24 protein-coding genes are annotated in these 26,249 nt (G+C 71.3%); 15 read left to right on the top strand and 9 right to left on the bottom strand.

Annotation, left to right across the window (positions count from 1 at the left end; genetic code table 11):
* Positions 1 to 6: 6 nt before the first annotated feature.
* Positions 7 to 999, top strand: a complete 993-nt coding sequence (locus ACFQS1_RS10335; RefSeq protein WP_378966379.1) for a polyprenyl synthetase family protein — start codon at positions 7 to 9, stop codon at positions 997 to 999.
* A 271-nt stretch (positions 1,000 to 1,270) separates the two neighbouring features.
* Here ACFQS1_RS10335 and ACFQS1_RS10330 read toward each other — a convergent pair whose 3' ends face one another.
* Entirely contained in the window at positions 1,271 to 1,648 is a 378-nt protein-coding gene (locus tag ACFQS1_RS10330) for an MFS transporter (protein WP_378966211.1), read from the bottom strand.
* 153 nt (positions 1,649 to 1,801) lie between these two features.
* On the opposite strand from ACFQS1_RS10330, the gene ACFQS1_RS10325 reads away from it, so the two are divergent.
* On the top strand, positions 1,802 to 2,596 hold the full coding sequence (locus tag ACFQS1_RS10325) for an IclR family transcriptional regulator (protein ID WP_378966209.1): 795 nt from the start codon (positions 1,802 to 1,804) through the stop codon (positions 2,594 to 2,596).
* 115 nt (positions 2,597 to 2,711) lie between these two features.
* Positions 2,712 to 3,401, top strand: a complete 690-nt coding sequence (locus ACFQS1_RS10320) for a zf-HC2 domain-containing protein (protein ID WP_378966206.1) — start codon at positions 2,712 to 2,714, stop codon at positions 3,399 to 3,401.
* Positions 3,402 to 3,416: 15 nt separating this feature from the next.
* Here the strand turns inward: ACFQS1_RS10320 and rarD are convergent, their stop codons facing one another.
* From rarD to eccE, 3 genes are all read right to left on the bottom strand, one after another.
* Positions 3,417 to 4,343 carry an EamA family transporter RarD gene (gene rarD / locus ACFQS1_RS10315; protein ID WP_378966204.1) on the bottom strand — a complete coding sequence of 309 codons (927 nt, stop codon included), beginning with the start codon at positions 4,341 to 4,343 and terminating at the stop codon, positions 3,417 to 3,419.
* 123 nt (positions 4,344 to 4,466) lie between these two features.
* Positions 4,467 to 4,847, bottom strand: coding sequence for a phage holin family protein (locus ACFQS1_RS10310; RefSeq protein ID WP_378966202.1), 381 nt, complete (start codon positions 4,845 to 4,847; stop codon positions 4,467 to 4,469).
* A gap of 43 nt (positions 4,848 to 4,890) precedes the next feature.
* Positions 4,891 to 6,747, bottom strand: coding sequence for a type VII secretion protein EccE (eccE, locus tag ACFQS1_RS10305; RefSeq protein WP_378966200.1), 1,857 nt, complete (start codon positions 6,745 to 6,747; stop codon positions 4,891 to 4,893).
* 281 nt (positions 6,748 to 7,028) lie between these two features.
* Here eccE and ACFQS1_RS10300 point away from each other — a divergent pair, with 281 nt between their 5' ends.
* From ACFQS1_RS10300 to ACFQS1_RS10285, 4 genes are all read left to right on the top strand, one after another.
* Positions 7,029 to 7,358, top strand: coding sequence for a WXG100 family type VII secretion target (locus ACFQS1_RS10300; protein ID WP_378966198.1), 330 nt, complete (start codon positions 7,029 to 7,031; stop codon positions 7,356 to 7,358).
* 26 nt (positions 7,359 to 7,384) lie between these two features.
* Positions 7,385 to 7,681 carry a WXG100 family type VII secretion target gene (locus ACFQS1_RS10295; protein ID WP_378966195.1) on the top strand — a complete coding sequence of 99 codons (297 nt, stop codon included), beginning with the start codon at positions 7,385 to 7,387 and terminating at the stop codon, positions 7,679 to 7,681.
* Between the two features lie 300 nt (positions 7,682 to 7,981).
* Entirely contained in the window at positions 7,982 to 11,215 is a 3,234-nt protein-coding gene (locus tag ACFQS1_RS10290; protein WP_378966193.1) for an SseB family protein, read from the top strand.
* Positions 11,215 to 11,577 (top strand): hypothetical protein, encoded by a 363-nt coding sequence (locus ACFQS1_RS10285; protein WP_378966191.1) that lies wholly within the window; start codon positions 11,215 to 11,217, stop codon positions 11,575 to 11,577. Before ACFQS1_RS10290 ends, ACFQS1_RS10285 begins: the two co-directional genes overlap by 1 nt.
* Before the next feature lie 4 nt (positions 11,578 to 11,581).
* Here ACFQS1_RS10285 and ACFQS1_RS10280 read toward each other — a convergent pair whose 3' ends face one another.
* A complete protein-coding gene (locus ACFQS1_RS10280; RefSeq protein WP_378966189.1) occupies positions 11,582 to 13,255 on the bottom strand; it encodes a methyl-accepting chemotaxis protein in 1,674 nt (557 codons plus the stop codon).
* A 148-nt stretch (positions 13,256 to 13,403) separates the two neighbouring features.
* Between ACFQS1_RS10280 and ACFQS1_RS10275 the strand changes: the two genes are divergently transcribed.
* The 8 genes from ACFQS1_RS10275 to ACFQS1_RS10240 are packed head-to-tail and all read left to right on the top strand — an operon-like array spanning position 13,404 to position 20,192.
* A complete protein-coding gene (locus tag ACFQS1_RS10275) occupies positions 13,404 to 13,964 on the top strand; it encodes a chemotaxis protein CheW (protein WP_378966186.1) in 561 nt (186 codons plus the stop codon).
* Positions 13,964 to 14,800 (top strand): CheR family methyltransferase, encoded by an 837-nt coding sequence (locus tag ACFQS1_RS10270; protein ID WP_378966184.1) that lies wholly within the window; start codon positions 13,964 to 13,966, stop codon positions 14,798 to 14,800. The genes ACFQS1_RS10275 and ACFQS1_RS10270 overlap by 1 nt, the downstream gene beginning before the upstream one ends.
* A 10-nt stretch (positions 14,801 to 14,810) precedes the next feature.
* Positions 14,811 to 15,296 (top strand): chemotaxis protein CheD, encoded by a 486-nt coding sequence (locus tag ACFQS1_RS10265; RefSeq protein WP_378966182.1) that lies wholly within the window; start codon positions 14,811 to 14,813, stop codon positions 15,294 to 15,296.
* Positions 15,297 to 15,345: 49 nt separating this feature from the next.
* Positions 15,346 to 16,341, top strand: coding sequence for a chemotaxis-specific protein-glutamate methyltransferase CheB (cheB, locus tag ACFQS1_RS10260; RefSeq protein WP_378966180.1), 996 nt, complete (start codon positions 15,346 to 15,348; stop codon positions 16,339 to 16,341).
* Positions 16,334 to 17,377, top strand: a complete 1,044-nt coding sequence (locus ACFQS1_RS10255; protein ID WP_378966177.1) for a methyl-accepting chemotaxis protein — start codon at positions 16,334 to 16,336, stop codon at positions 17,375 to 17,377. The genes cheB and ACFQS1_RS10255 overlap by 8 nt, the downstream gene beginning before the upstream one ends.
* Before the next feature lie 9 nt (positions 17,378 to 17,386).
* A complete protein-coding gene (locus ACFQS1_RS10250; protein ID WP_378966175.1) occupies positions 17,387 to 17,755 on the top strand; it encodes a response regulator in 369 nt (122 codons plus the stop codon).
* Positions 17,752 to 18,057 carry an STAS domain-containing protein gene (locus ACFQS1_RS10245; protein ID WP_378966173.1) on the top strand — a complete coding sequence of 102 codons (306 nt, stop codon included), beginning with the start codon at positions 17,752 to 17,754 and terminating at the stop codon, positions 18,055 to 18,057. Before ACFQS1_RS10250 ends, ACFQS1_RS10245 begins: the two co-directional genes overlap by 4 nt.
* Positions 18,057 to 20,192, top strand: coding sequence for a chemotaxis protein CheA (locus tag ACFQS1_RS10240; protein WP_378966170.1), 2,136 nt, complete (start codon positions 18,057 to 18,059; stop codon positions 20,190 to 20,192). The genes ACFQS1_RS10245 and ACFQS1_RS10240 overlap by 1 nt, the downstream gene beginning before the upstream one ends.
* Positions 20,193 to 20,210: 18 nt before the next feature.
* Here the strand turns inward: ACFQS1_RS10240 and ACFQS1_RS10235 are convergent, their stop codons facing one another.
* The 4 genes from ACFQS1_RS10235 to acs form a co-directional block, all read right to left on the bottom strand.
* A complete protein-coding gene (locus ACFQS1_RS10235) occupies positions 20,211 to 21,125 on the bottom strand; it encodes an alpha/beta fold hydrolase (RefSeq protein ID WP_378966168.1) in 915 nt (304 codons plus the stop codon).
* 65 nt (positions 21,126 to 21,190) lie between these two features.
* A complete protein-coding gene (locus ACFQS1_RS10230; protein ID WP_378966166.1) occupies positions 21,191 to 21,592 on the bottom strand; it encodes a hypothetical protein in 402 nt (133 codons plus the stop codon).
* A 123-nt stretch (positions 21,593 to 21,715) separates the two neighbouring features.
* Positions 21,716 to 24,019, bottom strand: coding sequence for an immune inhibitor A domain-containing protein (locus ACFQS1_RS10225; protein ID WP_378966376.1), 2,304 nt, complete (start codon positions 24,017 to 24,019; stop codon positions 21,716 to 21,718).
* Positions 24,020 to 24,263: 244 nt separating this feature from the next.
* Complete coding sequence (acs, locus tag ACFQS1_RS10220; protein WP_378966164.1) at positions 24,264 to 26,249, bottom strand: acetate--CoA ligase; 1,986 nt, start codon at positions 26,247 to 26,249, stop codon at positions 24,264 to 24,266.

Raw genomic sequence — 26,249 nt, 5'->3', positions numbered from 1 at the left:
CTGACGCTGTCGTCGCTTGGCCTCGACATCGACCCCGCGGTCGATGCGTCGGTCACGTCGACGCTGGCCGCTGTGGAGGAGGCGCTCCGGGCCAACGTGGCCAGCGCCGATCCGTTGGTGGCCGAGGCTGCGCGGCATCTCGCCGATGCCGGTGGCAAACGGTTCCGGCCGCTGCTCGTGGCGCTCGGGGCCCAGTTCGGCGATCCGCGGGCGCCCGAGATCATCGCGGCGGCCAACGTGGTGGAGCTGACCCACCTGGCGACGCTCTACCACGACGACGTGATGGATGAGGCGCTGGTCCGGCGCGGCGCCGCCAGCGCCAACTCGCGCTGGGGCAATTCGGTGGCGATCCTGGTCGGCGACTACCTGTTCGCCCGCGCGGCCGACATCGCCGCCTCCCTCGGGCCCGAGGCCGTCCACCTGCAGGCGCGCACGTTCGCGCGGCTGGTGCACGGCCAGATCGCCGAGACCGTGGGCCCGCGCGGCGCCGACCCGATCGAGCATTACCTGCACGTCATCACCGAAAAGACAGCCTCGCTGATCGCCACGTCGGCGCGGTTCGGCGGGCTGTTCTCGGGTGCGGCGCCCGAGCACGTCGAGGCGCTGGCGGGCTACGGCGAGACCATGGGCATCGCGTTCCAGCTCTCCGACGACCTGCTCGACATCGCCTCCGAGTCGGTCCAGTCCGGCAAGACGCCCGGCACCGACCTGCGCGAGGGCGTGCCGACCCTGCCGGTGCTGTATGCGCTGGCCGGCGACGACACCGACGCCTCCGCGGTGCGGCTGCGCGAGATCCTGGCGACCGGGCCGATCACCGACGACGGCCTGCACGCCGAGGCGCTGACGCTGCTGCGCGAGTCGGCGGCGATGAAAAGGGCGCGCGAAACCGTGCGGACCTATGCCGAGGAGGCCCGCGCCCAGCTGGCGCCGCTCCCGGCCGGCGAGGCGAAGCGGGCGATGAAGGCTCTCTGCGAATTCATCGCCGACCGCACCAGCTAGGCATCTGTTCGGGGGTGGGTGATTGGGCTCCACCACACGTTGCCGACCGCGGCTTCGCCCCGCTTGCCTGGGCCGCCTTTGCCCTGCTCACCCGGGGTAAGCAGCGCCCGAGGTCCGCGGTTACCGGGCCCCACGCACCCGCCGGCATACACGCCGGTCTGCGTGATCGACGTGGCGGCGGCCGGCGCCCGCGGGTGGAGTCGCACCACCGCGAAATTCATCAGCCCCGGCCATGACCAGCCGAGTCCGAAGCCGAGCACCACCCCGGCGATCAGCGGTATCGGGCCTGGCCCGCCCCGAGCGCGAGGATCGCGACGAGGCTCCACAGTGCATCGGCGGCGACCGCGATGCCGATCATCGAGACCGCCGAGAGCGCGATGCCGTACCGGGAGATCCGCGCCGCCCCGTACCGCTCGACCAGCCACCCGGCCGGCAGCGAGGCGAGCGCGCTCGCCCCGAAGTAGGCCGAGACCGCGAGCCCGAGCCCGGCCGGAGAGAATCGAAGATCATCACTTATCTGGACGGCCAGACCGCCGACCAGGAAGACCGGGAAGGCCACCGCGGCCGTCGTGGTGAGCGCGCCTACCGCGGCGTTCCCGGGGCGGGTGACGTTTACGCTGGTCGATGCGTTGTCGAGCGTGCGGGCCATTGCTCGAACCCTATGCCGGCAGAATGCATCCGGCCGCGTTCAGTGCAAATGACCACACACCTCGTGTAAATCGATCGTGATCCACATGCTGTTTGGCATTCCGTCGGGGGAAGATTATTCATATGGTGTAAGTCCCTGGCGTCGGAGGTAGCTGTGCGCGACCCCCTGGCGGAGCCGTCCGATCTGATTCGGAGCGTGTCACGCGCGTTGCGTGTCCTCGAATCGGTCGGCCGGGCCCCGCGCGGACTCACCGTGAAGCAGATAGCGCGACGGTGCGAGTTGACTGTCGCGACGACGTACCACCTCGTGCGGACCCTGGCCTACGAGGGCTACGTGATTCGTCGTGAGGACGGCACGTACATCGTGGGGCTGGAGATCGCCGATCGATATCGTGAGCTGGTTTCGGCGTTCCGCGGGCCGCCTGCGGTCGGCGAGGCGCTGCGCCGGGCCGCCCTGGACACCGGCTACACCCACTATCTGGGCCGCTTCGTCGGCGGCCGGATAGCGGTGACCGCCTCGGCCGAGGGCGCCCGCTCGCCGTTCGTCGACGACATGGCGCCCGGTTTCGACGAGGGCGGCCATGCCACCGCGCTGGGCAAGGCCCTGCTCGCCACGCTGACCCCGGATCAGCGCGCGCGTTACCTGCGCGACTACGGCATGCGGCAGTTCACCCCGGCCACTTTGGTCACGCCGGAGGCGCTCGAGGCCGACCTGTCGGCGGGCGAGCGGCGCGGCATGCAGATCGAGATGGGCCAGTTCCGGCAGGGCCTGGCCTGTGCCGCGGTGCTCGTGGTCGCCGACCGCGACATCGAGCGCCGGCTGGTGCTGGCGTGCTCGCTGCCGGCCGCCGAGATGCTGACCTCGGCGCGGGTGGTGCGGGCCAAGCTGACCGGCGCCGCGCGCAACGTGGCCGAGGCCCTGTCGGCGGGCGAGTCGGCAACAGCCTGACAAATCGGACGGCAATGACGGCCTGACGAGGGGGTCTAAGACTCCGTTGAACCTCATGCGGCCCCGCCACGTAAGACAGGGTGCACGCGGGAGATCAGCGGAGGGTGGTGACGGGGTGCACTGTGAGCACGAGCATGACGACGGGGCGTATGTGCTGGGTGCCCTCTCGCCGGCCGAGCGCGCCGCCTATGAGCGGCACCTGGCCACCTGCTCGTTCTGCCGCGAGGCGGTCGCCGACATCTCGACGCTGCCCGACCTGCTGTCCCGGCTGGACGCCAAGGAGTTCGCGAAGCTCCTCGACCCGACCCTGACCGCCGATCACCCGGGCGCGTCCCTGCGCGACCTGGCGGCGCCTTCGGCGGCCAAAGGCAGAAGAAGAAAGAATTTCGGCGTACGGGTGCTGAGCACCGTCGCCGCGGCGATCCTCGTCGGCCTCATCGGCATCGGCGTGCTGGCCTGGACTCGCGACACCCCGGCCGGCGGTGCGCCGAGCGGCCCGGCGACCGCGATGACGAGGGTCGACGCGTCCTCGCTGGTCTCCGCCACCGTACGGCTGACCAGTGCGCCCGGCGGCACCAAGGCCGACCTGGTCTGCACCTACAGCTCGTCGGCGCCCGAGCGGTCGACGTTCCATCTGGTCGCGCACGGCCACGGCGACGACCAGGAGCAGATCGGCTCCTGGGACGCCGAGCCGGGCGCGGTCTTCTCGATGCAGGGCTTCACCCACTTCGGCCGCGGCAACATCAGCCGGATCGAGCTGGTGCGGTTCGACGGCGCGGTGCTGCTGGCGTACGACGTCCCCTGATCCTCTGATTCCGGATCAGCGGGGTGGAAGGGCGGCGACCGGCTCGGCGGTGGCGGCTGCCGGGCCGGGCGTCGACCTCTGGCGCAGCGCGTCCACGGTAAAGATGATCAGCGCGATCCAGACCAGGCCGAAGCCGGCGAGCCGGGCCGGCGGCATCGGCTCGTGGTAGATGAGCAGTCCGCAGGCCAGCTGGAGGATCGGCGCCACGTACTGCAGAATGCCGATCCCGACCATCGGCACCCGGTTGGCCGCCGCCGCGAACAGCATCAGCGGCACCGCCGTCGCCACCCCGGCAAAGATCATCAGCGCGCTGTGCGTGACCGACACGTGCCCGAACTTCGCATGCCCGGCCGCGGTCAGCCAGGCGACGTAGGCCAGCGCCGGGATCGCCAGCACCGACGACTCGACGAACAGGCCCTCGGCCGGCGGCAGCTTGAGGCGCTTCTTGACCAGGCTGTACGAGCCGAAGCTCGCGGCCAGCAGTAGCGCGATGTAGGGCAGGCGGCCGTAGTCGACGGTCAGCACCACCACCGCCAGCCCGCCGATCGCGACGGCCGCCCACTGCCAGGGGCGCAGCCGCTCCCGCTCCATGGTCACGCCGAGCAGCACCAGCACCAGCGGGGTGATGAAGTAGCCGAGCGCGGTCTCGACCACCCGATCCGAGTTGACGCCGTAGATGTACGTGCCCCAGTTGATGGCGATCAGCACGGCGGCGGCCGACATCCCGCCGAACAGCCGGGGCGAGCGCACGATCCGCGCCAGGAAGCGCCAATTGCGGGCCGCGGCCAGCAGGATGCTGATGAAGACGACCGACCAGATCACCCGGTGGGCGAGGATCTCGAGCGCGCCGGACGGCTGGAGCAGCTTGAAGTAGATCGGAAAGAAACCCCAGATCACGTACGCCGCCAGGCCGTACAGATAACCGCGCCGTTCCTCGCTCATGCCAACACCGTAAGGGCTCGACTCGCTTCGGCCCCTTGCATATGGCTCAGCTCACGGCCGCCGTCGCGGCGGAACGCACGACCGCCCGCCCCGGGTGGGGCGGGCGGCCGTTTCGCCGGTGGATCAGTCGTCGCCGTCCGGGACCAGCATGTTCAGCAGCCAGCTCACGACGCCGACCAGCAGGGCGCCGAGCACCGCGCTGGGCCAGAAGTCGTCCACGTGGAACGGCAGGCCGAGCTCGCCCGCGATCCAACTGGTCAGCATGAAGAGCAGACCGTTGACCACGAGCGCGATCAGACCGAGCGTGAGGACGTAGAGCCCGCAGCCGATCACCTTGATGATCGGCCGGAGCACCGCGTTGATGATGCCGAAGATGACCGCGACGGCCAGCAGGGTCGCGATCTTCTGGGGGACGGAATCGGTGGTCAGCTCGATCCCGCTGATCAGAAGTGTCGCGATCCACAGCGAGACGGCGGTGATCACCAGCCGGATGAGGATGCCCATGGCACCGGATGGTGTCACGATCATGCCAATCGGCGATACCTTTTCAGCGTGTGGGCGCGCCGATCAACTGGCCTTCGATCGGGGTCTCGGCCAGCGCGGCCCAGCGCACGGCGCGCCGGTTGACCACACCCACCATGTCGGGCCGGATCCGGGTCATCCACTGTGCCACCTCGCCGAGGCCCAGCGCCCCACCGAGCACCGTCGCCTCTTCGGGCCGCAGCGGCTGGAGCACGAGCAGATCGGCCCGGGACGCCACATCGATGTCGGCGGGCCCGAAGTCGTCGCGCACCACCAGCGTGGCCTGCCAGCCGGCGCCGGGCCGGTTGTCGGCGCCCACCGGGCCCACGTCGACCACGACCAGCAGCGGGTGCAGGGCCGAGCCGGGCGCGATCTCGAAGGCCCGGCCGGGCGGCACCACGGCGATCGACTCGCCCGGCACGGCCGCGCCCCGCACGAACGGCTCCCACGCCTGCGGGCGGGCGGTCTGCACGACGACCCGGGCGCCCAGCGCCATCGCCCGCAGCGAGATCAGCTGGGCGCAGCGCACCCCGCCGACCAGGAGCATGCGCGTCTGCTCGGGGCGGAACAACCGGACCACCACCGGGTTGCCGTGCCGGTTGCGCCCCAGCATCAGGCCCGACGTGCCGACCGGCAGGATCAATGCCTCCGACTGATCGGCCGGCTGCACCTCGGGCGGCAGCCCGGGCACGGGCGCGGGCGCCCCGCTGCGGCCGAGCGGGAGCGTGGCGGCCAGGCCCATCAGGTGCTCGCCGTCGAGCCGGCGGACGTGCGCGTGCTCGGCCGACACCACCTTGCGCAGCGCCTGGGTGGCAACGCCGAGCGTGGCCGGATCGGGCGCGGCGAGCCGGACGGTCAGATCGATCGGGGTCGGGCCGTGCGCGGGGCGGGGCCCGGCGGTCAGCGAGATCGTGGTGGCCGCCGCCGGCAGCGTCAGCATGCGCGGCACCAGGCGGCGCGACGTCTCGATGCGGGTGTCGGGCCAGCGGCTCAGCCGGAACGTGGTCTGCGCGAGGCCGCCGACGCGCAGGCCGGGCCACGCCTCCTGGGCGCCGCCCACGCCCTCGTCGTGCGCGATCTCGGCCAGCGCCCGCAGCGCCGCGGCCTCGCCCAGCGGGCGGGCCGGCGCGGCGGAGAGCCGGCGGGTCATCTTGCGCACCAGGCCGGAGAGCGTGCGCAGCAGCTCGTCGTCGGACCAGCCCTCGGCGCGCAGCACCCGCACGGCGAGCAGCGCGCGGCTGTGCCCGAGCAGGCGGCCCTCGGTGAGCTGCCGGTACGAGTTGGCCGGGGTGCCGGCGCCGGCCCGCACCGAGGGCGCCGGGGCGCCGGTGAGCAGCAGCTGGATCAACACCGGTGGCTGCTCGGGGCCGGCCGGCGGCAGCAGCGTGGCCGGCGAGGGCAGCGTCGGCGAGTCCTCGGCGAGCAGCCCGGCCGGGTCGCCCAGCTCGAGCACCGCGGTGAGGCCGAGGCCGTCGACGATGACCGCGGCCGGGTCGCCGGCCAGGTCGGTCTGCTCGACCCGGCTGCCCGGCGCCGCGAACTCGAGCAGCGCGCCGATGGCGGGGCCCGGGGGCGCGGCGTGCTTGCGGCCGCCGAAGCGCATCGCCACGCCGATCCACTCGAAGACCCATCGCCCGCGCAGCCGCAGCCAAGTCAGGGCGAGGATGAGCACGGCCGGCACGGCGGCCACGGCCAGCGCGATCGGGCCGTTGACCGCGCCGATCAGCAGGGCGGCCGCCGCGACCTGGGTGCCGACGAGCTGGCTCGCGCGGATGCCGAACAGGCGGCCCCGCCGGCGTGGGCCGGTGCTGACCTTGGGTAGTGGGCCGGCCGCCCCGGTGAGGTCGCGGTAATCCCGCCCGCCCGCCACTCCCACCGTCACCGCGTACCACCCTTCTGCCTTGTCGGAGCCCATCGTAGGGCCCGCCCGGCCACCGTAGGGGGTGACGAGTTATCCACAGATCGCTATCCCGGGGTATCGCCGATTGAACCGGATCGCTACCGTCAGCGTTCAGAAAGAAACTGGAGTCGGCCGCTCACGGGCCACCCTTTTCGCGTTGCGGGATCGGGTTAACGTGAAGGCCACCGTCGATACGCCGAGGGCCCTTCGGCCCCGTCCACAAGGGATGACCGGCGCTTCGGCGACACGATCGAGAAAGCGGGGTGACGACCGGGGTGGCCTACACGCAGGCAGAATCCCAGGTGATGGCGGCAACCGCCACCAAGTTCGACAGTGTCAACGATGGGCTGCAGACGATGCTGTCGCAGCTCATGAACGAGCTCTCGGCGCTGCAGAGCTCCTGGAAGGGCCTTGGCGCGCAGGCGTTCGAGCAGGTCAAAATTCAGTACGCGAACGACCTCAAGGCGCTGAACCAGGCTCTGTCCGAGACCGCCGAGTCGATCCGCCAGTCGGGCGCGGGCTACGACGCCACCGACACCACGGCCGCCAGCAAGGTCGCCAACAGCGGCGGCGGCTTCAGCCTGCCGCTCTGAGCCCCGACGGGGAGGGTTAGTAAAAGATGGCCAACGACGGAATGCTTCTCGTCAACTTCGGCGCGCTGCAGCAGGCGACCGCCGACATCAACAAGGGCATCAGCACCATGCAGAGCCAGCTCGACGAGCTCGAGCGCGCCGCGGCTCCGCTGGTGGCGACCTGGGGCGGCGACGCCCAGGAGGCGTATGCGGCCCGGCAGGCCAAGTGGAAGGCGGCGTCGACCGACCTCACCCAGATCCTGCAGAACATCAAGGCCGCGGTCGAGCAGTCGACCGAGGACTACATCACGACGGAAAAGCAGGCGACTCAGCGCTTCCAGTGAGCGCCCGCGTCGTGCGACGCCGAAACGGCCGGACCAGCCCGCTGTGGCTGATCCGGCCGTTTAGTCCGTTGTTGCGTATTTGATGTCCCCCGATCGCGTAGTGGCCGGAAAGGCCGTTGCGACTACGATCGGTGGTTCAATGATCGCGTTCAGCGACCAAAATGGGGCCGTTGGCGACCAACCGGGGGCGCCTCGGACACGACTTGCCCGTCACCTCAACGCCCCCCATTGTGATCGTCGCCTGACCTTGTAGGTTGTACGCGTTGAGATGGCCTCGTCGCGCGGTGGGGAGAGGTGGACGTGTCCGAGTGGGAACCGGCTACGGACGCCGAGGTCGCGATGCGCGATGCGTTGCGCACCGACGACCAGGAGTCGTACTTCCGCATCCTCGCCGGCGTTGACCTCCTGTTGCCGGTGTCGGCCGAGGCCCTTCAAGGGCTGACGCCACTCGGCTGGGGCACCTGGAGCACCGGGGGCCGCACTCACGTGCTGGCGTTCACCTCCCCGGCGGCGATGGAGCATTGCCTGGCCGACTACAACGGCTCGGCCCGCCGCGTGCCGTATTCCGAGCTCGCGAACACGTGGCCCAACCTCGAGTGGTGGCTGGCGGTCAACCCCGGCCTGCCGATCGAGGGCTACCTTCCGGCCTGGTTCGTCGCCCAGCTGTCCCGCGGCGACCTGCGGCTGCCGACCCGCGGCCCCGGCCGCGAGAAGGCCGCCGCCCCCGGCCGCATCCAAGACCTGCACTCGGCCGCGATGGCCGCGAACGCGGCCGCCGTGCAGCAGGACGCCACGGACTACTCGCAGCGTCCCGCCCCGGCGGCGGGCTACCCGCAGCCGGCGCACGTGCCGCCCGGGGCCACCCCCGGGTATCCGCAGCCGGCCAGCGTGCCGCCCGCCGCGACGGCCGGTTACCCGCAGCCGACCAGCGCGCCACCGTCCGGCTATCCGCAGCGCCCGACGAGCGTGCCGCCCGCGTCCAGCCCCGGCTATCCGCAGCCGGCCGGCGCGCAGCCGGCCGCCGCCTCGGGCTATCAGCCGGCCAGCGTCCCGTCCGTCGCCGCGGCCGGTTACCCGCAGCCGACCAGCGCGCCGCCGATGGCCGCCGCCTCGTCCACGTCGTTCGCGCCGATGGCGGGCCCGCCCGGCTACGCGCAGGCCGCCGCCCAGACCCGGATGCCGCAGTTCCCGGCCGCCGACGAGGAGCAGCCCGAGGCGGGCACGCCGTCGTCCACGCCGGTCTCCGGGTCGCCGTCGGGCCCGCGCCCGGTCTCGGGGCCCGCACCGGCCGCTCGTCCGATCTCCGCGCCGCCGCCGGTCGCACCCGCGTCGTCCGGGCCCTCCGGGCCTGCTTCGGCCGCGCCGCTCGCCTTCTCCGGGCCGGCCGCCGCCGCCCGGCGCACCGTTTCCGGGCCTGCCGCTCCTGGGCAAGCCGCTTCCGGGCAAGCCGCTTCCGGGTCCGCTTTTGGACCGGCCACCCCCGGGCAAGCCGCTCCGGGGTCCGCCGCTGCCGGGTCCGCCGCTTCTGGGCCGGCCGCTTCTGGGCCTGCCGGTTTCGGGCCGGCCACTTCCGGGCCGCCCGGCGCCGCTGTGCCGCCCGGCGCCGAGAGGCCGCAGATCGGGCCCGGCGGGCTGCCCATCCGCAACCCGAGCGGCGTGATGCCGAGCGGCCTGCCCTCGCGCACCCCGCCCGGCCCCGCCGCGGAAGCGTCGTCCGCCGCGCCGGCGGGGGTTCCGTCCGCCTACCGCCCGCCGTCGCTGCCGACCAGCAACGCGCCCACCGGCAACGCGCCCACCGGCGCTTGGCCCACGTTCCGCCACGGCGAGGACCCGCGCGGCCCGATTCCGGACCCGAAGGCCCCGCTCCCGGTCCGCACCCCGATGGCGAACACGCCGCCGGTCCCCGAGCACCTGGCCGACAACCCGGTCCCCGAGCCGCCGCTGGATCCCCGCTGGTCCGCGCCGGCCGCCTCCGGTCCGCCGGCTCCCGCGCCCGGCCTGCCCGAGCTGCCCCGCCGCCAGCCCACCCAGCCGGGCACCGAAGCCGCGCCGGGTGGCTTCCCGCAAGGCCCGGCGTCCCCGCAGGCCGCCGCCGCTCAGCAGTCGCCCGCCCCCGGCTCGCAGGGGGCCGCCTTCACGCCGGGGCAGCCGGCCGCCGGGTTCGGCACGCCGCTGCCGCGCCGGCAGGCCGCCCAGGCCGCCGAGCCCGCCCCGATGACGTCGTTCCCGGCCTTCAAGACGCCGGCCGAGCGCGCCGCCACCGCCGCCGCGCAGGCCGCGTCCCCCGCCGCGCCTCCGGCGAGCCGTCCCGGCCTGGCGCCGCCGGTCATCCCCGGCGCGCCCGGCAGCGACCGGCCGGCCCGTCTCGGCGCGCCCCAGCCGTCGCCGCTCGGCCCGCCCCAGCATCCGCAGTCCGGCGCGTCGCAGCACCCGCAGTCCGGCGCGTCGCAGTACCCGCAGTCCGGTGCGTCGCAATACCCGCAGTCCGGCGCGTCGCCGCATCCGCCGCTCGACGCCCGCGGCGCCGTCCCGCCCCCGCCGGCGCGCACGGCCGGCCTGTCGGCCTCGTCGTCGGCCGAGCCGTTCTTCCCGGCCAACGACGTCGAGCGCGAGCTCTACGACGCCGCCGACGGCCACAGCACCGACCACTACCTGTCGACGTTGCTGCTCGCCTCGGTGCTGGTGCCGGTCGCGCACCACTCCCGCCCGGGCAGCGCGCCCGGCGAGTCCGGTTTCGCGTTCCGCACCGAGCAGATGGATGGCGAGACCTTCCTGATCGTCTTCACCAGCAAGGACCGCCTGGCCGAGCACTACGCCGAGCCGACCCGGACGGTGAGCGTCAAGTTCTACGAGCTGATCCGCAACTGGCCCGACCCGGCCTGGTCGTTCGCGGTCAACCCGAAGAGCCCGATCGGCGCGAAGTACCCCGGCCCGCAGGTGATCGCCCTGGCGAGCTGGGCGGCCGAGGCCGGGCTGGGCGCCGAACCGGCCGAGCACGACGACGCGCTGGAGCCGGTGCCCGCGCCCGCCCCGGCCAACGACGACGCTCAGCACGCCACGGTGATGCAGAAGACGTTGCCGCCCGAGCAGGTCGACTACTACCTCGAGCGCGGCTACGACCGGGTGGCCGGCTTCGTGCACCGCGCCACCGAGGTGGAGCATCTGCGCACCCCGGGCGAGCTGCTCAGCGCCCTGGGCCTGACCTACGCGGGCTCGCCGCACCTGGCCGACGCCAAGGAGGCGTACGTGCTGCGCTGGCCCGCCTATCGGCCCAGCCTGTACCGGATCCCCTACGGCGGGCAGAACGAGCAGGCGCTCAAGGCCATGGACGGCTGGGTGATCGAGCGGGCGCCGTTCCGCGGCAACGGCTTCGCCCCGGGCGAGGGCCGCGACGTGATCGCCGAGTTCAAGGTCGACAGTGTCCGGCTGCCGCACGGCGCGCAGCTGTGGCGGATCGACGCCGACGGCAGCGAGCACATGATCGCGATCTTCGACAACGACGGTCCGCTGTGGCGCCGGGTGGGTGAGCAGTGATGCGCGACGGGTACGTGGTGACCTGGCAGGGTCGCGAGTTCGACGCGGTTCCCGACGGGGACAACGCGCGGATCTACACGACCCAGCCGGCCGACGGCTTCGAGGAGATCCGGCCGGGCCGGTACGTGCGGGTGCTGACCCCCGACGAGTACGACGAGCTGGTCTACGTCCGCACCACCTGCACCTGGCGGGGCGCGCCGTTCCTGGTGCTCGCCGAGGCCGACAACTGGCTGCGGGTGGAGTACACGGGCGGCCGGGCGCCGATCGCCCGCCAGCTCGGCCTGGAGGAGTTCGACTTCGGCGTCTACCAGACGTGGGCGCCGGCGCACGAGGTCCGCGACCTCCACGAGCAGCGCATCTAGGGTCTTAGCGGAAGCTGTCGAACTTGGCTTCCGTCTCGGGGCCGAAGGCGTCCTGGCCGCCGCCGGAGTACGCGCCGACCGGGACGTTGCGGCTCGGATAGGTGCCGGCGTTCATGTTGGTGTATTCGGCGTGCCCGTACGATCGCGTGCCGGCCACCGCCCGGCCGGTGTTGAAGAACTCCATCATCGTCTGCAGCTGCGCGGTCTGCGCCGACATCTCCTCGGCGGTGGCCGCGAGCTCCTCGCTCGACGAGGCGGTCTGCTCGGTGACCTTGCCGATCTGGCTCATCGCGATGCTGACCTGAAGGACGCCGGTGCGCTGCTCCGAGCTGGCCGCCGCGATCTCCTGCACCAGGTCGGACGTGCGGATGATGCTCGGGATGATCGTGTTGAGCAGGTCGCCGGCCCGCTCGGCGGTCTGCACGCTGCCCGAGGCGAGCTCGCTGATCTCCTGGGCCGCGACCTGGCTGCGCTCGGCGAGCTTGCCGACCTCGGTGGCGACGACCGCGAAGCCCTTGCCGTGCTCGCCGGCCCGGGCGGCCTCGATGGTGGCGTTGAGGGCCAGCATGTTGGTCTGGAACGCGATGTCGTCGATGATGCCGATCTTGCTGGTGATCTCCTTCATCGCGTTGACGGTCAGCTGCACCGCCTCGCCACCCTCCAGCGCCTCCGCCTTGGCCTTGGCCGCGATCTCCTCGGTGGCGTTCGCGTTCTCGCTGTTCTGGGCGATGCCGGCGGTCATCTGCTCGAGGCTCGAGGTGGTCTCCTCGACGCTGGAGGCCTGCTCGGTCGCGGCCTGCGAGAGGCTCTGCGAGGCGCCGCTGATCTGGCCGGCCGCGTTGTTGATCTGCGCGGACGAGTCGATGACGGTGCCCACGGTGTCGGAGAGGCGCTCGAGGGCGCTGTTGAGCGCGACGGCCATCTGACCGACCTCGTCCCGGCTGTCGACGTCGAGCCGCTGGTCGAGGCGACCGGACGCCAGTCCGGACAGCACGGTAACCGTCTTCCGCAGCGGTCCGGCGATCGAGCGGGTGATCAGGAAGACCATGCCGAACGTGAAGAGCAGGGCCACCACGACCAGGATGATCATCAGCATCCGCGCGGTGTCGTACGCGTCGGAGGAGTTCCGGATCGAGGTCTCGGCCGCCTCGGCCTCGGCGTTGAGCAGCCCGCCGAGGGCCTCGTCGATGGTGTCCGCGATCGGGTTCACCTGGGTCGAGGTGATCTGGTTGAACTGCGCGAGGTTGTTCGCCTCGACGGCCGGGATCAGCTTGTTCTGGGCCAGGTCCTGGTAGGTCGCGAAGTTCTTGGTGATGGTGTCCCGGTCGGCGTCGCGGCCCGACAGGTCGAGCGTCTTGATCTTGTCCCATTCGCCGTTGAGCGTGTCCAGCGTGCCCCGCACAACCGTGGTGGCCGCCTGCGTCTCCGCGCTGTTCTGGGCCAGCGCCAGCGCGCGCAGCCCGAGGCGCAGGTCTCGGTAGGCGATCGCCACGTTGTCGAGGGCCTTGGTGTTCTGCAGGTTGGTGCGGAACATGTCCTGCAGTCGCTCCTGCGTGTTGCCCAGCTGGTAGATCCCGACGGTTCCCACCGCCAGCAACAGGATGCAGGCGACGATGGCCATCCAGCGCAGCTTCCAGGCAACCGACAGGTTGCGGAACCCGAAGCCCTTGTCCGCCATGTGACGCTCCTCGGTTGGATCGGCGACTCGCCCCCAGCCTAGGGCGAATTGGTCGGATATAAGAGACAAAGATTCATATCCTGGTTCGAGCTGCCGAACTAATGGTCGGATTGTGCGTGAACGGGCTCGACGACGGAGAGGACCTGCGGTGACCGACACGTTGGCCCGGGTGGGCTCCGGCCGCTTCCTGACCTTCACGCTCAACGACGAGGCGTACGCGGTCGACATCTTCCACGTGCTGGAGATTCTCGAGTACCGCCGCCTGACCGTGGTGCCGATGATGCCCGCGTTCATCCGCGGCGTGATCAACCTGCGCGGCCGGGCGGTGCCCGTCATCGACCTCGCCATCCGGTTCGACCGCGGCTCGACCACGGTCCGGCGCCGCACCACGATCATCATCGTGCACCTCGACGACATCGGCGTGGACGACGACGACGGCGTCGCGGCCGGCGGGCAGGACATCGGCATCCTCGTCGACTCGGTCAACAAGGTGGTGGAGCTGGCCGAGACCGACATCGAGCCGCCGCCGTCCTTCGGCTCCGGCATCCGCGCCGACTACATCGGCGGCATGGCCCGGCGGGACGGAGATTTCCTGATTCTGCTCGACGTGAGCCGGGTGTTGTCGATCAGCGAGATGGTCAGCCTCGGCGACGCCGCCCGGGCCGGGGGCCATACCGAGGAAGTGACCGAACTGGCAGAAGGACATTGATGCTGCAAGCCCTGACCTACCGCGAGATCGGGCCGGCGGAGTTCACGTACATCACCGGCCTGCTGCACCGCGAGACCGGGATCCGGCTCGCGCCCGGCAAGGAGGCGCTCGTCGCCGGGCGGCTCGACAAGCGCCTGCGCAACCTGGGCATGGCCGACTATCCCGAGTACGTCCACTACCTGCGCACCCAGCCCGCCTCGAGCCCCGAGATGGTCCAGCTGATCAACCTGCTCACCACCAACGAGACGTTCTTCTTCCGCGAGCAGCAGCACTTCCAGTTCCTGCGCGACGTGGTCGTGCCCGACCGCGACCGGGCCCGGCCGCTGCGGCTGTGGAGCGCGGCCAGCTCGACCGGCGAGGAGGCGTACACGGCGGCCATGGTGCTCTCCGATGCGCTCCCGGACGCGCCGTGGGAGATCGTCGGCACCGACATCTCCAGCCGCGTCGTGGACAACGCGCGGCTCGGCATCTATCCGATCACGGCGGCCGCGAAGATCCCGCGCCCGATGCTGCGCAAGTACTGCATGCGCGGGCGCGAGGAGTACGACGGGACGATGGCGGTGAACCGGCGGCTGCGCGCCCGGGTGAGCTTCCGGCAGGACAACCTGATGGGGCAGCTCGGCCACCTGGGCCGCTTCGACGTCATCTTCCTGCGCAACGTCATGATCTACTTCGACCCGGAGACGAAGCGGGAGCTGGTTCTGCGCCTCCAAGACATGCTGCACCCCGGCGGCTATCTCATCGTGAGCCACTCGGAGTCGCTCAACGGCATCCCGTCCCGGCTGCAGATGATCGAACCCTCGATTTACCGCACCTCCGGACAGCCGCGTGGCTAATGTCCTGGAAGTGGTCCTGAACCCCGGAGACTTCCACTTCGGCGGCCACGACACCCGCATCCATACGCTGCTGGGGTCGTGCGTGTCGATCACGCTCTGGCACCCGCGCCTGCAGGTCGGGGGCATGTGTCATTACATGCTTCCGCACCGGCGGATCCCGGCGGCCCGGCGCGGGCTGGACGGCCGCTACGCCGACCACGCGATTCGGATGTTCCTGCACGCGATCGAGCGGTTCGGCACCCGTCCCGCCGAGTACGTGGCCCACCTGTACGGCGGCGGCAACCAGTTCCCGCCGTACCAGCGGGGGCGCGCGCCCGACATCGCCCGGGACAACATCGAGGCGGGCCTGACCCTGCTCCGGAGGTTCGGCTTCCGGCTGGCGCACACCGACCTCGGCGGCACCGGCCCGCGCCGGCTCAGCTTCGAGATCGCCTCCGGCGAGGTGACGCTGACCTCGGCCGCCGGTCGCAGCACCCACGCCGGGAGCTCGCTGTGAGCGCGGGGCCCGGCGCGACCGGTCGCCGGACGCACGCCGGGAGCTCGCCGTGAGCGGGCGGCCCGGCGCGACCGGTCCGGCCGCCGGCCGGTCGATCGGCGTGCTCATCGTCGACGACTCGGCCGTCGTACGGCAGCACCTGGCGGCCCGGCTCCGGCAGAGCGGCCTGGAGGTCATCGGCGCGTACGCGGACCCGGTGCACGCGCTGGACCGGATGAGCCGCTCGTGGCCGGATGTCCTGGTGGTCGATCCGCGGCTGGGCGGCACGCGATTCCTCCAGCAGGTCATGGCGGTGCGGCCGACGCCGGTGGTGCTCTGCTCCGCGACGGCCGTCACGCCGACGGCCGGGGTGACGACGGTGATCACCAAGCCGCCGAGCGGGCTGCGCGAGTTCATCGACGAGCGTTCCGCCGAGATCGTCGAGGCCGTGCGCTCGGCGGCCGGTCGGGTGCCCCGCCAGGCCGAGCCGGCCAAGCAGACCGGGGACCGGGTCGTCGTGCTCGGCACCTCCACCGGGGGCACCAAGGCCCTCGAGATAGTGCTGCCCGAACTACCGGGGGCCATCCCCGGCATGGTGATCGTGCAGCACATGCCGGAGCACTTCACCGCCGCGTTCGCCCAGCGGCTCGACGACATGTGCCAGGTGCACGTCGTCGAGGCGGCGGACGGCGCCGAGGTGACGCCCGGCCGGGTGCTGATCGCGCCCGGCGGCCGGCACATGGAACTGGTCCGGTGCGGCACCGGCTACCGGGTGCGTGTCTTCGACGCGCCGCCGGTCAACCGGCACCGGCCCTCGGTCGACGTGCTCTTCCGATCGGCCGCGCGGGCGGCCGGGCCGAGCGCGATCGGCGTGATCATGACGGGCATGGGCGACGACGGCGCCCGCGGGCTGCTCGAGATGCGCCAGGCCGGCGCGTTCACGGTGGCCCAGGACGCGGCGACGTGCGTCGTGCACGGCATGCCGCACGAAGCGGTCCAGCTCGGCGCCGTCCAGCGGGAGGCGCCGCTGACACACATCGCGGAGATGATCCATCGGTATGGCTGAGCTGCTCTGGGCGCTGGGCGCCCTCGCCGTCGGGCTGGGCGCCGGCTTCGCGATCGGCCGTCGCAAGCCGGTCGCCGCACCGGTCGAGGCGCGCCCGGCGGACAACCACCTCACCAGCGTCACCCGGCTGGCCGGCTCCCTCGCGCCGGTCTGGTCGGCCCAGATCGACTCCAGCCGTACGCAGATGGAGTCGGCGATCGGCCAGATCACCGAGCGGTTCGCCGGGATCGTGGAGAACCTCGACACGGTGCTCTCCTCGTCCACCGGCGCGCTCGACGACGGCCAGGGCGGCACCTTCGACCGCAGCCGGGCGCGTCTCGGGGACGTCGTCGGCACCCTCGACGACGCCCTGGCCACCAAGCGGCAGACCGTCGCCGAGTTGCACAACCTGCAGACCCTGAACACCGAGCTGCGGCAGATGTCCGGCGAGGTCAGCGCGATCGCCGCGCAGACCAACCTGCTCGCGCTCAACGCCTCCATCGAGGCCGCCCGCATCGGGGCGGCCGGCGCGGCGTTCGGCGTGGTGGCCGACGAGGTACGCCAGCTCGCCGAGCACTCGCTGGGCACCAGCGAGCGGATGGCCGAGAAGGTCGGCCGGGCCGGCACCACCATCACCGCGATCCTCGGCCACGCCGAGGAGACGGCCGAGCGCGAGGACCGCGCGGTCGCCGGGGCCAACGCCGAGGTGCAGGCGGTCCTCGACGACCTGCAGGAGCTGGTGACCGGCTTCCGCGACTCGTCGAGCGAGCTGGAGCGGGCCGCCGTCGGGATCCGCACCGAGGTCAGTCAGTCGCTGACCCAGCTGCAGTTCCAGGACCGCGTCTGCCAGGTGCTCGAGCACCTCCGGGAAAGCGTGACCAGGTTCGCCGACACCGTCGCCGAGGCCGGCGAGCGCGCCCGCTCGGACGCGCCGCCGATCGATCCGGACGAGGCGCTGCGGGCCATCTCGGCCAGCTACACGATGGAGGAGGAACGCCGGGCGCACACCTCGGGCAGCCCCGCCGACGTCCGCGAATCGGAGATCACGTTCTTCTAGGGGGAAGAGATGGGAAAGACCGTTCTGGTCGTCGACGACTCGGCCTCGGTCCGCCAGGTCGTCAGCATCGCGCTCAAGGGCGCCGGGTACGACGTGATCCAGGGCTCGGACGGCAAGGACGCGCTCAAGCAGCTCGACGGCCGCCGCATCCACCTGATCATCTCGGACGTGAACATGCCGAACATGGACGGCATCACGTTCGTCAGCGAGGCCAAGAAGCTGCCCGCGTACAAGTTCACGCCGATCATCATGCTGACCACCGAGTCGCAGGAGGACAAGAAGCGGCAGGCCCAGGCCGCGGGCGCGAAGGCCTGGGTGACCAAGCCGTTCCAGCCGGAGCAGATGCTCGCCGCCGTCTCCAAGCTGATCGCGCCGTGAGCGATCTCGACCTCGACGGCGAGCTCACCATCTACACCGCCGCCGAGCAGGCGCCCCGGGTGCTGGGGCCGCTGGAGCGGACCGCCTCGATCCGGGTCGGCCTGGCCGGGGTCACCGAGATGGACACCGCCGGCCTGCAGATCCTGCTGGCCGCCCGCCGCGAGGCCGAACGGCTGGGCGGCACGGCCGAGTTCCGCGGCGCGAGCGAGCCGGTGCGCGAAGCGCTCGCGATCGTGCACCTGGACGGCGCGCTGCGACCGGTGGAGCACGGTGAGCCGCGAAGCACCCAGGGGCCGGCCTGATGTCCTTCGACGCCGACGAGGCCCTCGACATCTTCATCACCGAGGCTCGCGAGCTGCTGGAGAGCCTCGAGGAGGGGCTGCTCGCGCTCGAGGGCGACCCGGACGACGCCGAGACGATCAACGGGATATTCCGCTCGGCGCACACGCTCAAGGGCTCCTCGGGGCTGTTCGGCCTCCATCACCTGGTCGGCTTCGCGCACGTGGTGGAAACACTGCTCGGCCACGTCCGCGAGGGCGAGGTGCGGGTCACCGCCGAGCTGATCAGCGTCCTGCTCCCGTGCGCCGACCACATCACCCGGTACGTGGACGCGGTCGCCGAGGGCCGGATCGAGCCCAGCCCCGCCGAGAAGGCCGAAGCCGACGCGCTGCTCGCCCGCCTCGCGCCGTTCGAGCCCGGCGGGCCGGCCGCGCCCGCCGAAAAAGCCGAAGCGGAAACCCCCCCCGGCCCGCGCGACTGGCTGCTGCAGCTGCGCTTCGGTCCCGACTGCCTCCGCAACGGCATGGACCCGCTCTCGCTGCTGCGCCACCTGACCACCCTCGGCGAGGTCACGCGGGTCGCCGTCGACGACTCGGCGCTGCCCGAGGCGTCCGAGCTGGACCCCGAGACCAACTACCTCGCGTTCGAAGCCGACCTGCGCACCGAGGCGCCCAAGTCGGAGATCGAGGCGGTGTTCGACTTCGTCCGCGACGACAGCGACATCCGCATCGTGCCGCACGATCACCAGGCGTTCGCCGCGTACATCGAGCAGATGCCGGACCGCGACCGGCTCGGCGACGTCCTCCAGGAGAGCGGCGCGGTCACCCCCGGCGAGATCGACGAGGCGCTGCGCATCCAGCGCACCCGCAGCCGCGACGAGGGCCCGGTGCCGATCGGCCAGGTGCTGGTCGAGCGGGGGATGGCGCCGCCGGCCGTGGTGGAGGCCGCGCTCAGCAAGCAGCGCCGCACCGCCGACACCCGCGCCTCGGACACCCAGACCATCCGGATCGACGCGGGCCGCCTCGACCGCCTCATCGACCTGGTCGGCGAGCTGGTGATCGCCCAGGCCGGCATCAGCGTGACCGAGCAGCTGTCGGAGGCGCAGGGCGAGGTCACCCGGCTCATCGACGAGGTGCGGCACAGCGCGCTGGCGCTGCGCATGGTTCCGATCGGGATGACGCTGCGCCGCTTCGAGCGGGTGGTCCGGGACGTCTGCGTCGACCTCGGCAAGGAGGTGCGCCTCACCATCACCGGCGGTGACGCCGAGATGGACAAGGCTCTCGTCGAGCGGATCAGCGACCCGTTGACGCACCTTGTGCGCAACTCCCTGGACCACGGCATCGAGTCGCCCGGCGACCGGGTCGCGGCCGGCAAGCCCGCGCAGGGGGAGCTGCGGCTCAACGCGTACCACGACGCCGGCAACATCGTCATCGAGGTCTCCGACGACGGCAAGGGCCTGGACCGGGACCGGATCCTCGCCAAAGCGGTCGATCGCGGTCTCGTGCCGGCCGGCGCCACCCTGAGCGACCACGAGGTCTACGACCTCATCTTCGAGCCCGGCTTCTCCACCGCCGAGACGGTCTCCAACCTCTCCGGCCGGGGCGTCGGCATGGACGTGGTGCGCCGCAACGTCGCGGCGCTGCGGGGCAGCATCGAGGTCGAATCCGTACGCGGGCAGGGCGCGACCATCCGCATCCGCCTGCCGCTCACCCTCGCCATCATCGACGGCTTCCTGGTCGGGGTCGGCGGCTCGTCGTTCATCGTCCCGCTGGACCGGGTCACCGAGTGCGTCGAGTTCCCCGCCGACGACCGCGAGCGCGACCACATGAACCTGCGCGGCGAGGTGCTGCCGTTCATCCGGCTCGGCCAGCTCTTCGGCCTCGACGGCGGCGCGCGCCGGCAGAGCGTGGTGGTGGTCGAGCAGTCCGGTCAGCGCACCGGCCTGGTGGTGGACGCCCTGCTCGGCGAGTTCCAGACCGTGATCAAGCCGCTCGGGCCGCTGTTCAGCTCGCTGAAATGCGTCAGCGGCTCGACCATCCTCGGCAACGGCGACGTCGCCCTCATCCTCGACGTCGGCCCCCTGGTCGCCGAATACTCCGACCTCGAGAAGGCGCGCCACTCCCGCCACCGCGCCGTGCCGCAACGAGTCGGCGCGTGACGATGAAATCGGGTTTGATCAGGAAGTCTTGAGCCAGCGCAAGATCTCGCCGGTGACGAAGTCGGGGGCCTCCTGATGGAGGAAGTGGCCGGCGTCGGGGATCAGGCGCCACTCGTAGGGCGCGATCACGTAGCGGCCGGAGCCCTGGGCCGTGCGGGGCAGCGTGGCCGTGTCGAGGGCGCCGTGCAGCTGCAGCGTCGGGGTGATCAGCGGGTGCTGCATCAGCTTGACGAAGCGGTATCCCTGCAAGCGCAGCGCGCTGCGGGCGACCCAGCGGTACGCCTCCAGGGCGCAGAACGCCGCCTGCGGGATCTGGATGGCGTCGCGGCAGCGGCGGGCGTAGTCGGCGAACTCGTCGGTGTGTCTCCACGTCGGACCGGACCAGCGGGACATCAGCTCGCCCACCAGGGCGGCGTCGTCGCGGGTGAGGACGTGTTCGTAGCGCGGGACCTGGAAGCGCAGGACCGTCGAGGAGGCGGCGAGCTGGCCGCGCGGGTCGGCGAACAGGGCGGCGCGCAGGCGCAGGGGGTGGGCGGCGCCCAGCACGACTAGGCGGCTGACGAGCTTGGGGTGGAAGGCGGCGGCGGCCCAGCCGATCATGCCACCGGCGCCGGCGCCGACGATCATCGCGTTGCGTTCGCCCAGGGCCCGGATGAGGCCGGTCACGTCGGCGGCCATGGTGTAGCCGTCGTAGCCGCGCGGGGGCTTGTCGCTGGCGCCGTAGCCGCGCAGGTCGATCGCGACGGCGCGGAAACCGGCGTCGGCGACCCGGGTCATGATGTCGTGCCACGCCCACCAGAACTCGGGAAAGCCGTGCAGGAACAGCACCAGCGGGCCGGCGCCGGCCTCGACGACGTGGAAGCGGCTGCCGTTCGCGCCGACGAAACGGTGCGTCCAGGGGCCCTCCACCAGGACAACCGACTCGTCAACCATGCGTCCAGCCTAGGCCGTTCGATCGAAGGGCACCGGCCCGCGGCCGCGGTCCGGCGTGCCGGGATTCAGCGCAGCGGCTCGGCGGCGCTCATGTCCAGCAGCTTTCCCGGGCCGCAGTAGATGAGCAGGCGGGACGGGGTGGCCTTGACCCGGACCCGGGCGCCCTTGTCGAGCCGGATGCCGGCGGTGGAGTGCAGGGCGTAGGGCACGCCCTCGTCGGTTTCCAGGCCGTAGCAGGGGCCGGTGCCACCGGCGGTGACCGTGCCCACGATCCAGCCGGTCGGCTTGTTCTGGTCGGTCGGGCCGTTGGGCGGCGCGGTCGGGGTGAGCGGAGCAGGCACGGCGCCGCTCGCGGACCGGGTCGGGCCGGCGGACGGTGCTGCGGATGGCTCGGAGACGGGGCTGCCGCACCCGGACGCGAGGACGACCAGAGTTGCGGCGAGGGCGGCCGGAACGGCGTACCTCATGGTGGTCTGTCCCTTCCGAAGCGAAGCGAGGCGTGTCGGGTTAGACGTTGCGCGACCGACGCCGGTTCCGCAAGAAAGCGGCGCCCGGGGAGAGAAACTCCCCGGGCGCCGGTAGGGAAACGGTCAGGAGACCGCGACGGTCATCGAGGTGCCGTTCTGGCTCAGCACACCGATCTTGACGCCGACCGCGGGCAGCTTGACGCCCTGGTTCGGCAGTTCGTTGTAGAAGTACTTCGCCTTGTCGTTGAAGACCGGGTTGGGCAGCTGCGGCCACACGATCGACGGCTTGCCGTCCACGTGCAGCAGCATGCCGTCGGTCAGGCGCAGGCCGAACGGAGCGTCGTAGACCTGGATCCGCGACCGGAACGGAACGCCGTTGACGTTGTTGAACGGCTTCGGGTGCGCGTCGATGTAGAGGTTGCGACCCTCGCCCGGGTGCTCGTTGGTGTTGTTGTCGGCCTGCGAGGTGTCCCAGTACGAGATCAGCAGACCGGTCTGGTAGTTGTAGTGCTCCACGAAGTCGGGCTTGGTGGAGGCCCAGCCGAAGTTGTACGGGCCGGTCTGCAGGTACTTGTCGTAGGACGTGTAGCTGCGGTTGCCGGCGATGTAGTAGTGCGCGAACTTGTTCGTGACGCTCGACCCGACGATCGTCCAGCCGTTGGCGGCCCAGGTCGACGCGCCCTCGGCGCCGTCGGCCAGCACCGTCGCGCCGTCCGCGGTGATGGTGAGCTCGTCGCCGAAGAAGCCGCCCTCGGAGACGCCGCCGTCGGTGATGTAGTGCAGGCGGAACTTGATCGCCTTGCCCGCGTACGCGTCCAGCGGGATCGCGATGTCGGTCCACGTCGCCGAGGCGCCGGTCAGCGCGGGCACGCCGCTCGAGTCGACGGGCAGCGGCGCGCCGCCCACCGTGCCGTTGAGCGGGGTCCACGTGCTGCCGCCGTCGGCGGACGCCTCGAAGTACAGGTAGTCGTAGTCCTGCTCGATCGAGTACCGGCCCTTGACGGTGACGCTGCCGCTGGTCTTGCCGGTCAGGTCGATGTCGTGGGTCAGCGTGGTGTTGAGCCCGTCGGCGTTGCCGGAGAAGAACTGCTTGGTCCCGGCGAACGGCTGGCCCAGGTCGGTCGTGACCGACTTCTCGGGCAGGCTGACCACCACCGCCTGCGGCTTCTTGTTGTTGTACTCCTCCGGGCCGAGCTTCACGACCTTCTTCTGGCCGGCCTTGACCGCGGTGTAGTCGAGCCACCCGAGCTGGAGCTTGTTCCAGGCGCCCAGGTCGCCGGGACGGGTGCCCAGCGGCTCGCCGGCTGCGTTGAGGCGGCTCTGCGCCATCAGCGTCCAGTACTCGTTGTTGTTGTCGCCCAGGCCGCTGGTGTCGTAGTCGTCCGGCAGGCCCAGGTCGTGGGTGTACTCGTGGGTGAAGACGCTCAGGCCGCCGTTCTCCGGCTGGATGGTGTAGTCACCGATCCAGATGCCGGAGTCGCCGACCTGGGTGCCGCCGAGCAGGTTGCCCGCCGGGCCCGAGGTGCCCTGGCCGGTCGAGTACGCGTACCACCGGTGGCTCCAGATCGCGTCCTCGCCCTGCTGCGGGTCGCCGTCGGCCTGGTCGCCGCCGGCGTGGACGATCTGGAAGTGGTCGATGTAGCCGTCCGGCTCGTTGAAGTTGCCGTCGCCGTCGAAGTCGTAGCGGTCGTACTGGTCGAACGACTTGAGGTCGGCGGTCACCTCGGCCATCGTCTTGCCGGCCGCCAGTTGGTCGGCGACCCACTGGTTGGCGGCGTCGCGCACGAGCGCCCAGACGTTGGTGCAGACATGGCTGCCGCAGACGTCCCGGCCGTAGCGGGCCTCGTTGTACTGCACCTTGACCCAGTCGGTGACCTCGCCGTCGACGGAGTACCGGCCGGAGGACTGCGCCTCCATGTAGGTCTTGAGCGACTCGACGTTCTTACCGGTGCCGAAGTACATGTCCCGGTAGTGCTTGGCGTTGTAATCCGCCTGCCAGACCGTGCTGTTGTCGACGCGGCGGTCGGGCTGAGGGATCTTGTTGCGCTGCGGCCCGTCGAACGTCGCGGGGCCGGCCGTGTTCGGGTCGGAGTCGACGTCCGGGTAGCTCGGGTGCCGCTCGTCGCCGAACTCGGCCAGGATCACGAAGATCCGGTCGGTGCGCTCGCGGCTGAGCTCGACGTACTGGTCCTTCTTGCCGTGCCGCCCGACCTTCACCACCCGGCTGCCGTTGCGGGTCAGCGGCGTGGACTTGCCGCTGACCACGTTGGAGACGGCCTGTGTCCTGAGCGCGCGGCGCTTGTCCTCGAGTGGGTTGGGCAGATCGTCGACCTGGGTCTCGCCGCGCGAGACGGCCTGGGGGGTCGGGTCGACGGGTGGTGCCGCCTGGGCCACCGCCGGGAGCATGACTCCGACGCTGGTGACCATCGCGGCGCCGAGCAGTCCTGCGACTACCTTGCGCACCACGCATTACCTCCGCTTAGGGGGCCGGGCGCTGGGGTGAGCAGCCCGGCATCAAAACGGCCCCGCGGTTCGGGGCTGGAGGTAAACGTATGCAAAGACAGCGATGCCGCTGACAATTGATATTGATCGGTTATGCGCTATGGAAGCGCCATAACACGAAAAAGAGGGGCCGGCCCGCGCCGACCCCCCACTTACCGTCCGATTTGTACTAGTCTTCCGATTTAGTGGTCTTCATCCCGGCGGAGATCAGGTCCATCACGGCCGAGTCCTGCAACGTGGTGACATCGCCGAGCGAGCGGTGCTCCGCCACGTCCTTGAGCAGGCGTCGCATGATCTTGCCGGAGCGGGTCTTGGGCAACTCGGGGACGAGCATGATCTGCCGCGGCTTGGCGATCGGGCCGAGCGTCTTGGCCACGTGGTTACGCAGGTCGCGGTTGAGCTGTTCGCCCTTGTCGCCCGAAGTGTCCACATTGCCGCGCGGAATCACGAACGCCACGATGGCCTGGCCGGTGGTCGGGTCGGTCGCGCCGACCACCGCCGACTCGGCCACCGCCGGATGCGAGACCAGCGCCGACTCCACCTCGGTGGTGGAGATGTTGTGGCCGGAGATCAGCATGACGTCGTCGACCCGGCCGAGCAGCCAGATGGAGCCGTCCTCGTCCTTCTTGGCGCCGTCACCGGCGAAATACACCCACTCATCGCCCTGACCGGCGCCCGCGCCGAACCGCGACCAGTACGTGTCGAGGAACCGCTTGTCGTCGCCCCAGATCGTGCGCAGCATCGACGGCCACGGGTCGCGCAGCACCAGGAAGCCACCACCGCCGTTGGGCACCGACCCGGCCTGGTCGTCGACCACGTCGGCGGTGATGCCCGGCAGCGGGGTCATGGCCGATCCCGGCTTGGCCGCGGTCACGCCGGGCAGCGGCGAGATCATGATGGCGCCGGTCTCGGTCTGCCACCAGGTGTCCACGACCGGGGTGCGGTCGCGGCCGATGTTCTTGCGGTACCAGATCCACGCCTCGGGGTTGATCGGCTCCCCGACGCTGCCGAGGATGCGCAGCGACGACAGGTCGTACCCGGCCGGGAGGTCGTCGCCCCATTTCATCATCGTGCGGATCAGCGTGGGCGCGGTGTACAGAATGGACACCTTGTACTTGTCGACGATCTGCCAGAAGCGGTCGCGGCCCGGGGTGTCCGGGGTGCCCTCGTACATGATCTGGGTGGCGCCGTTGGAGAGCGGGCCGTACACGATGTAGGAGTGGCCGGTCACCCAGCCGATGTCGGCCGTGCACCAGAAGACGTCCGACTCCGGCTTGAGGTCGAACACCGCGTAGTGGGTGAACGAGGTCTGGGTCAGGAAGCCGCCGGCGGTGTGCAGGATGCCCTTGGGCTTACCGGTCGTGCCCGAGGTGTAGAGGATGAACAGCGGGTGCTCGCTGTCGAACGGCTGCGGCTCGTGCTCGGGGCTGGCCTGCTCGACGGTCTCGTGCCACCACTTGTCCTTCTCGCCCCAGGCGACCTCCTGCCCGGTGCGGCGGACCACCAGCACGTGCTCGATGCTCGGGCACTGGGCGACCGCCTCGTCGACGGTCGGCTTGAGCGCCGACGGCTTGCCCCGCCGGTAGCCGCCGTCCGCGGTGATCACCACCTTGGCGTCGGCGTCCTTGATCCGGGAGGAGAGGGCGTCGACCGAGAAGCCGCCGAAGACCACGCTGTGCGTCGCGCCGATCCGGGCGCAGGCCAGCATCGCGACCGCGGCCTCGGGGATCATCGGCAGGTAGATGGCCACCCGGTCGCCGGCCTCGACGCCGAGCTCGGTCAGCGTGTTGGCGGCCTGGCTGACGCTCTTGAGCAGGTCCGCGTACGTGATCGTGCGGGTGTCGCCCGGCTCGCCCTCCCAGTGGATCGCCACCTTGTCGCCGTTGCCCGCCTCCACGTGCCGGTCGACGCAGTTGTACGCCACGTTCAGCTCGCCGCCGATGAACCACTTCGCGAACGGCGGGTTGGACCAGTCCAGGACCTGGTCCCACTTCTTGGCCCAGGTGAGGCGATCGGCCTGTTTCGCCCAGTAGGCCAGCCGGTCGGCGGCGGCCTCCTCGTAGGCGGCGGCCGTGACGTTGGCGTCCGCGGCGATCTGCTCCGGCGGCGGGAACTGACGCGTCTCCGATGACAGGTTCGCCAAAGTCTCGCTCAT

Origin of the sequence: Paractinoplanes rhizophilus (assembly GCF_042664765.1) — a bacterium.
In the GTDB taxonomy this organism is placed as follows: Bacteria; Actinomycetota; Actinomycetes; order Mycobacteriales; family Micromonosporaceae; genus Actinoplanes; species Actinoplanes rhizophilus.
Note: the sequence above shows the minus strand (reverse complement) of the source record. Positions and strands in the feature narration are given on the sequence as shown.

Excerpts from the sequence above, each read along its gene's own strand:
- ACFQS1_RS10330 (WP_378966211.1), bottom strand. The coding sequence starts at position 1,648 with ATGGCCCGCACGCTCGACAACGCATCGACCAGCGTAAACGTCACCCGC.
- rarD (WP_378966204.1), bottom strand. The coding sequence starts at position 4,343 with ATGAGCGAGGAACGGCGCGGTTATCTGTACGGCCTGGCGGCGTACGTG.
- ACFQS1_RS10310 (WP_378966202.1), bottom strand. The coding sequence starts at position 4,847 with ATGGGCATCCTCATCCGGCTGGTGATCACCGCCGTCTCGCTGTGGATC.
- ACFQS1_RS10295 (WP_378966195.1), top strand. The coding sequence starts at position 7,385 with ATGGCCAACGACGGAATGCTTCTCGTCAACTTCGGCGCGCTGCAGCAG.
- ACFQS1_RS10285 (WP_378966191.1), top strand. The coding sequence starts at position 11,215 with ATGCGCGACGGGTACGTGGTGACCTGGCAGGGTCGCGAGTTCGACGCG.
- ACFQS1_RS10280 (WP_378966189.1), bottom strand. The coding sequence starts at position 13,255 with ATGGCGGACAAGGGCTTCGGGTTCCGCAACCTGTCGGTTGCCTGGAAG.
- ACFQS1_RS10270 (WP_378966184.1), top strand. The coding sequence starts at position 13,964 with ATGCTGCAAGCCCTGACCTACCGCGAGATCGGGCCGGCGGAGTTCACG.
- ACFQS1_RS10255 (WP_378966177.1), top strand. The coding sequence starts at position 16,334 with ATGGCTGAGCTGCTCTGGGCGCTGGGCGCCCTCGCCGTCGGGCTGGGC.
- ACFQS1_RS10250 (WP_378966175.1), top strand. The coding sequence starts at position 17,387 with ATGGGAAAGACCGTTCTGGTCGTCGACGACTCGGCCTCGGTCCGCCAG.
- ACFQS1_RS10240 (WP_378966170.1), top strand. The coding sequence starts at position 18,057 with ATGTCCTTCGACGCCGACGAGGCCCTCGACATCTTCATCACCGAGGCT.
- ACFQS1_RS10235 (WP_378966168.1), bottom strand. The coding sequence starts at position 21,125 with ATGGTTGACGAGTCGGTTGTCCTGGTGGAGGGCCCCTGGACGCACCGT.
- ACFQS1_RS10230 (WP_378966166.1), bottom strand. The coding sequence starts at position 21,592 with ATGAGGTACGCCGTTCCGGCCGCCCTCGCCGCAACTCTGGTCGTCCTC.
- ACFQS1_RS10225 (WP_378966376.1), bottom strand. The coding sequence starts at position 24,019 with ATGGTCACCAGCGTCGGAGTCATGCTCCCGGCGGTGGCCCAGGCGGCA.
- acs (WP_378966164.1), bottom strand. The coding sequence starts at position 26,249 with ATGAGCGAGACTTTGGCGAACCTGTCATCGGAGACGCGTCAGTTCCCG.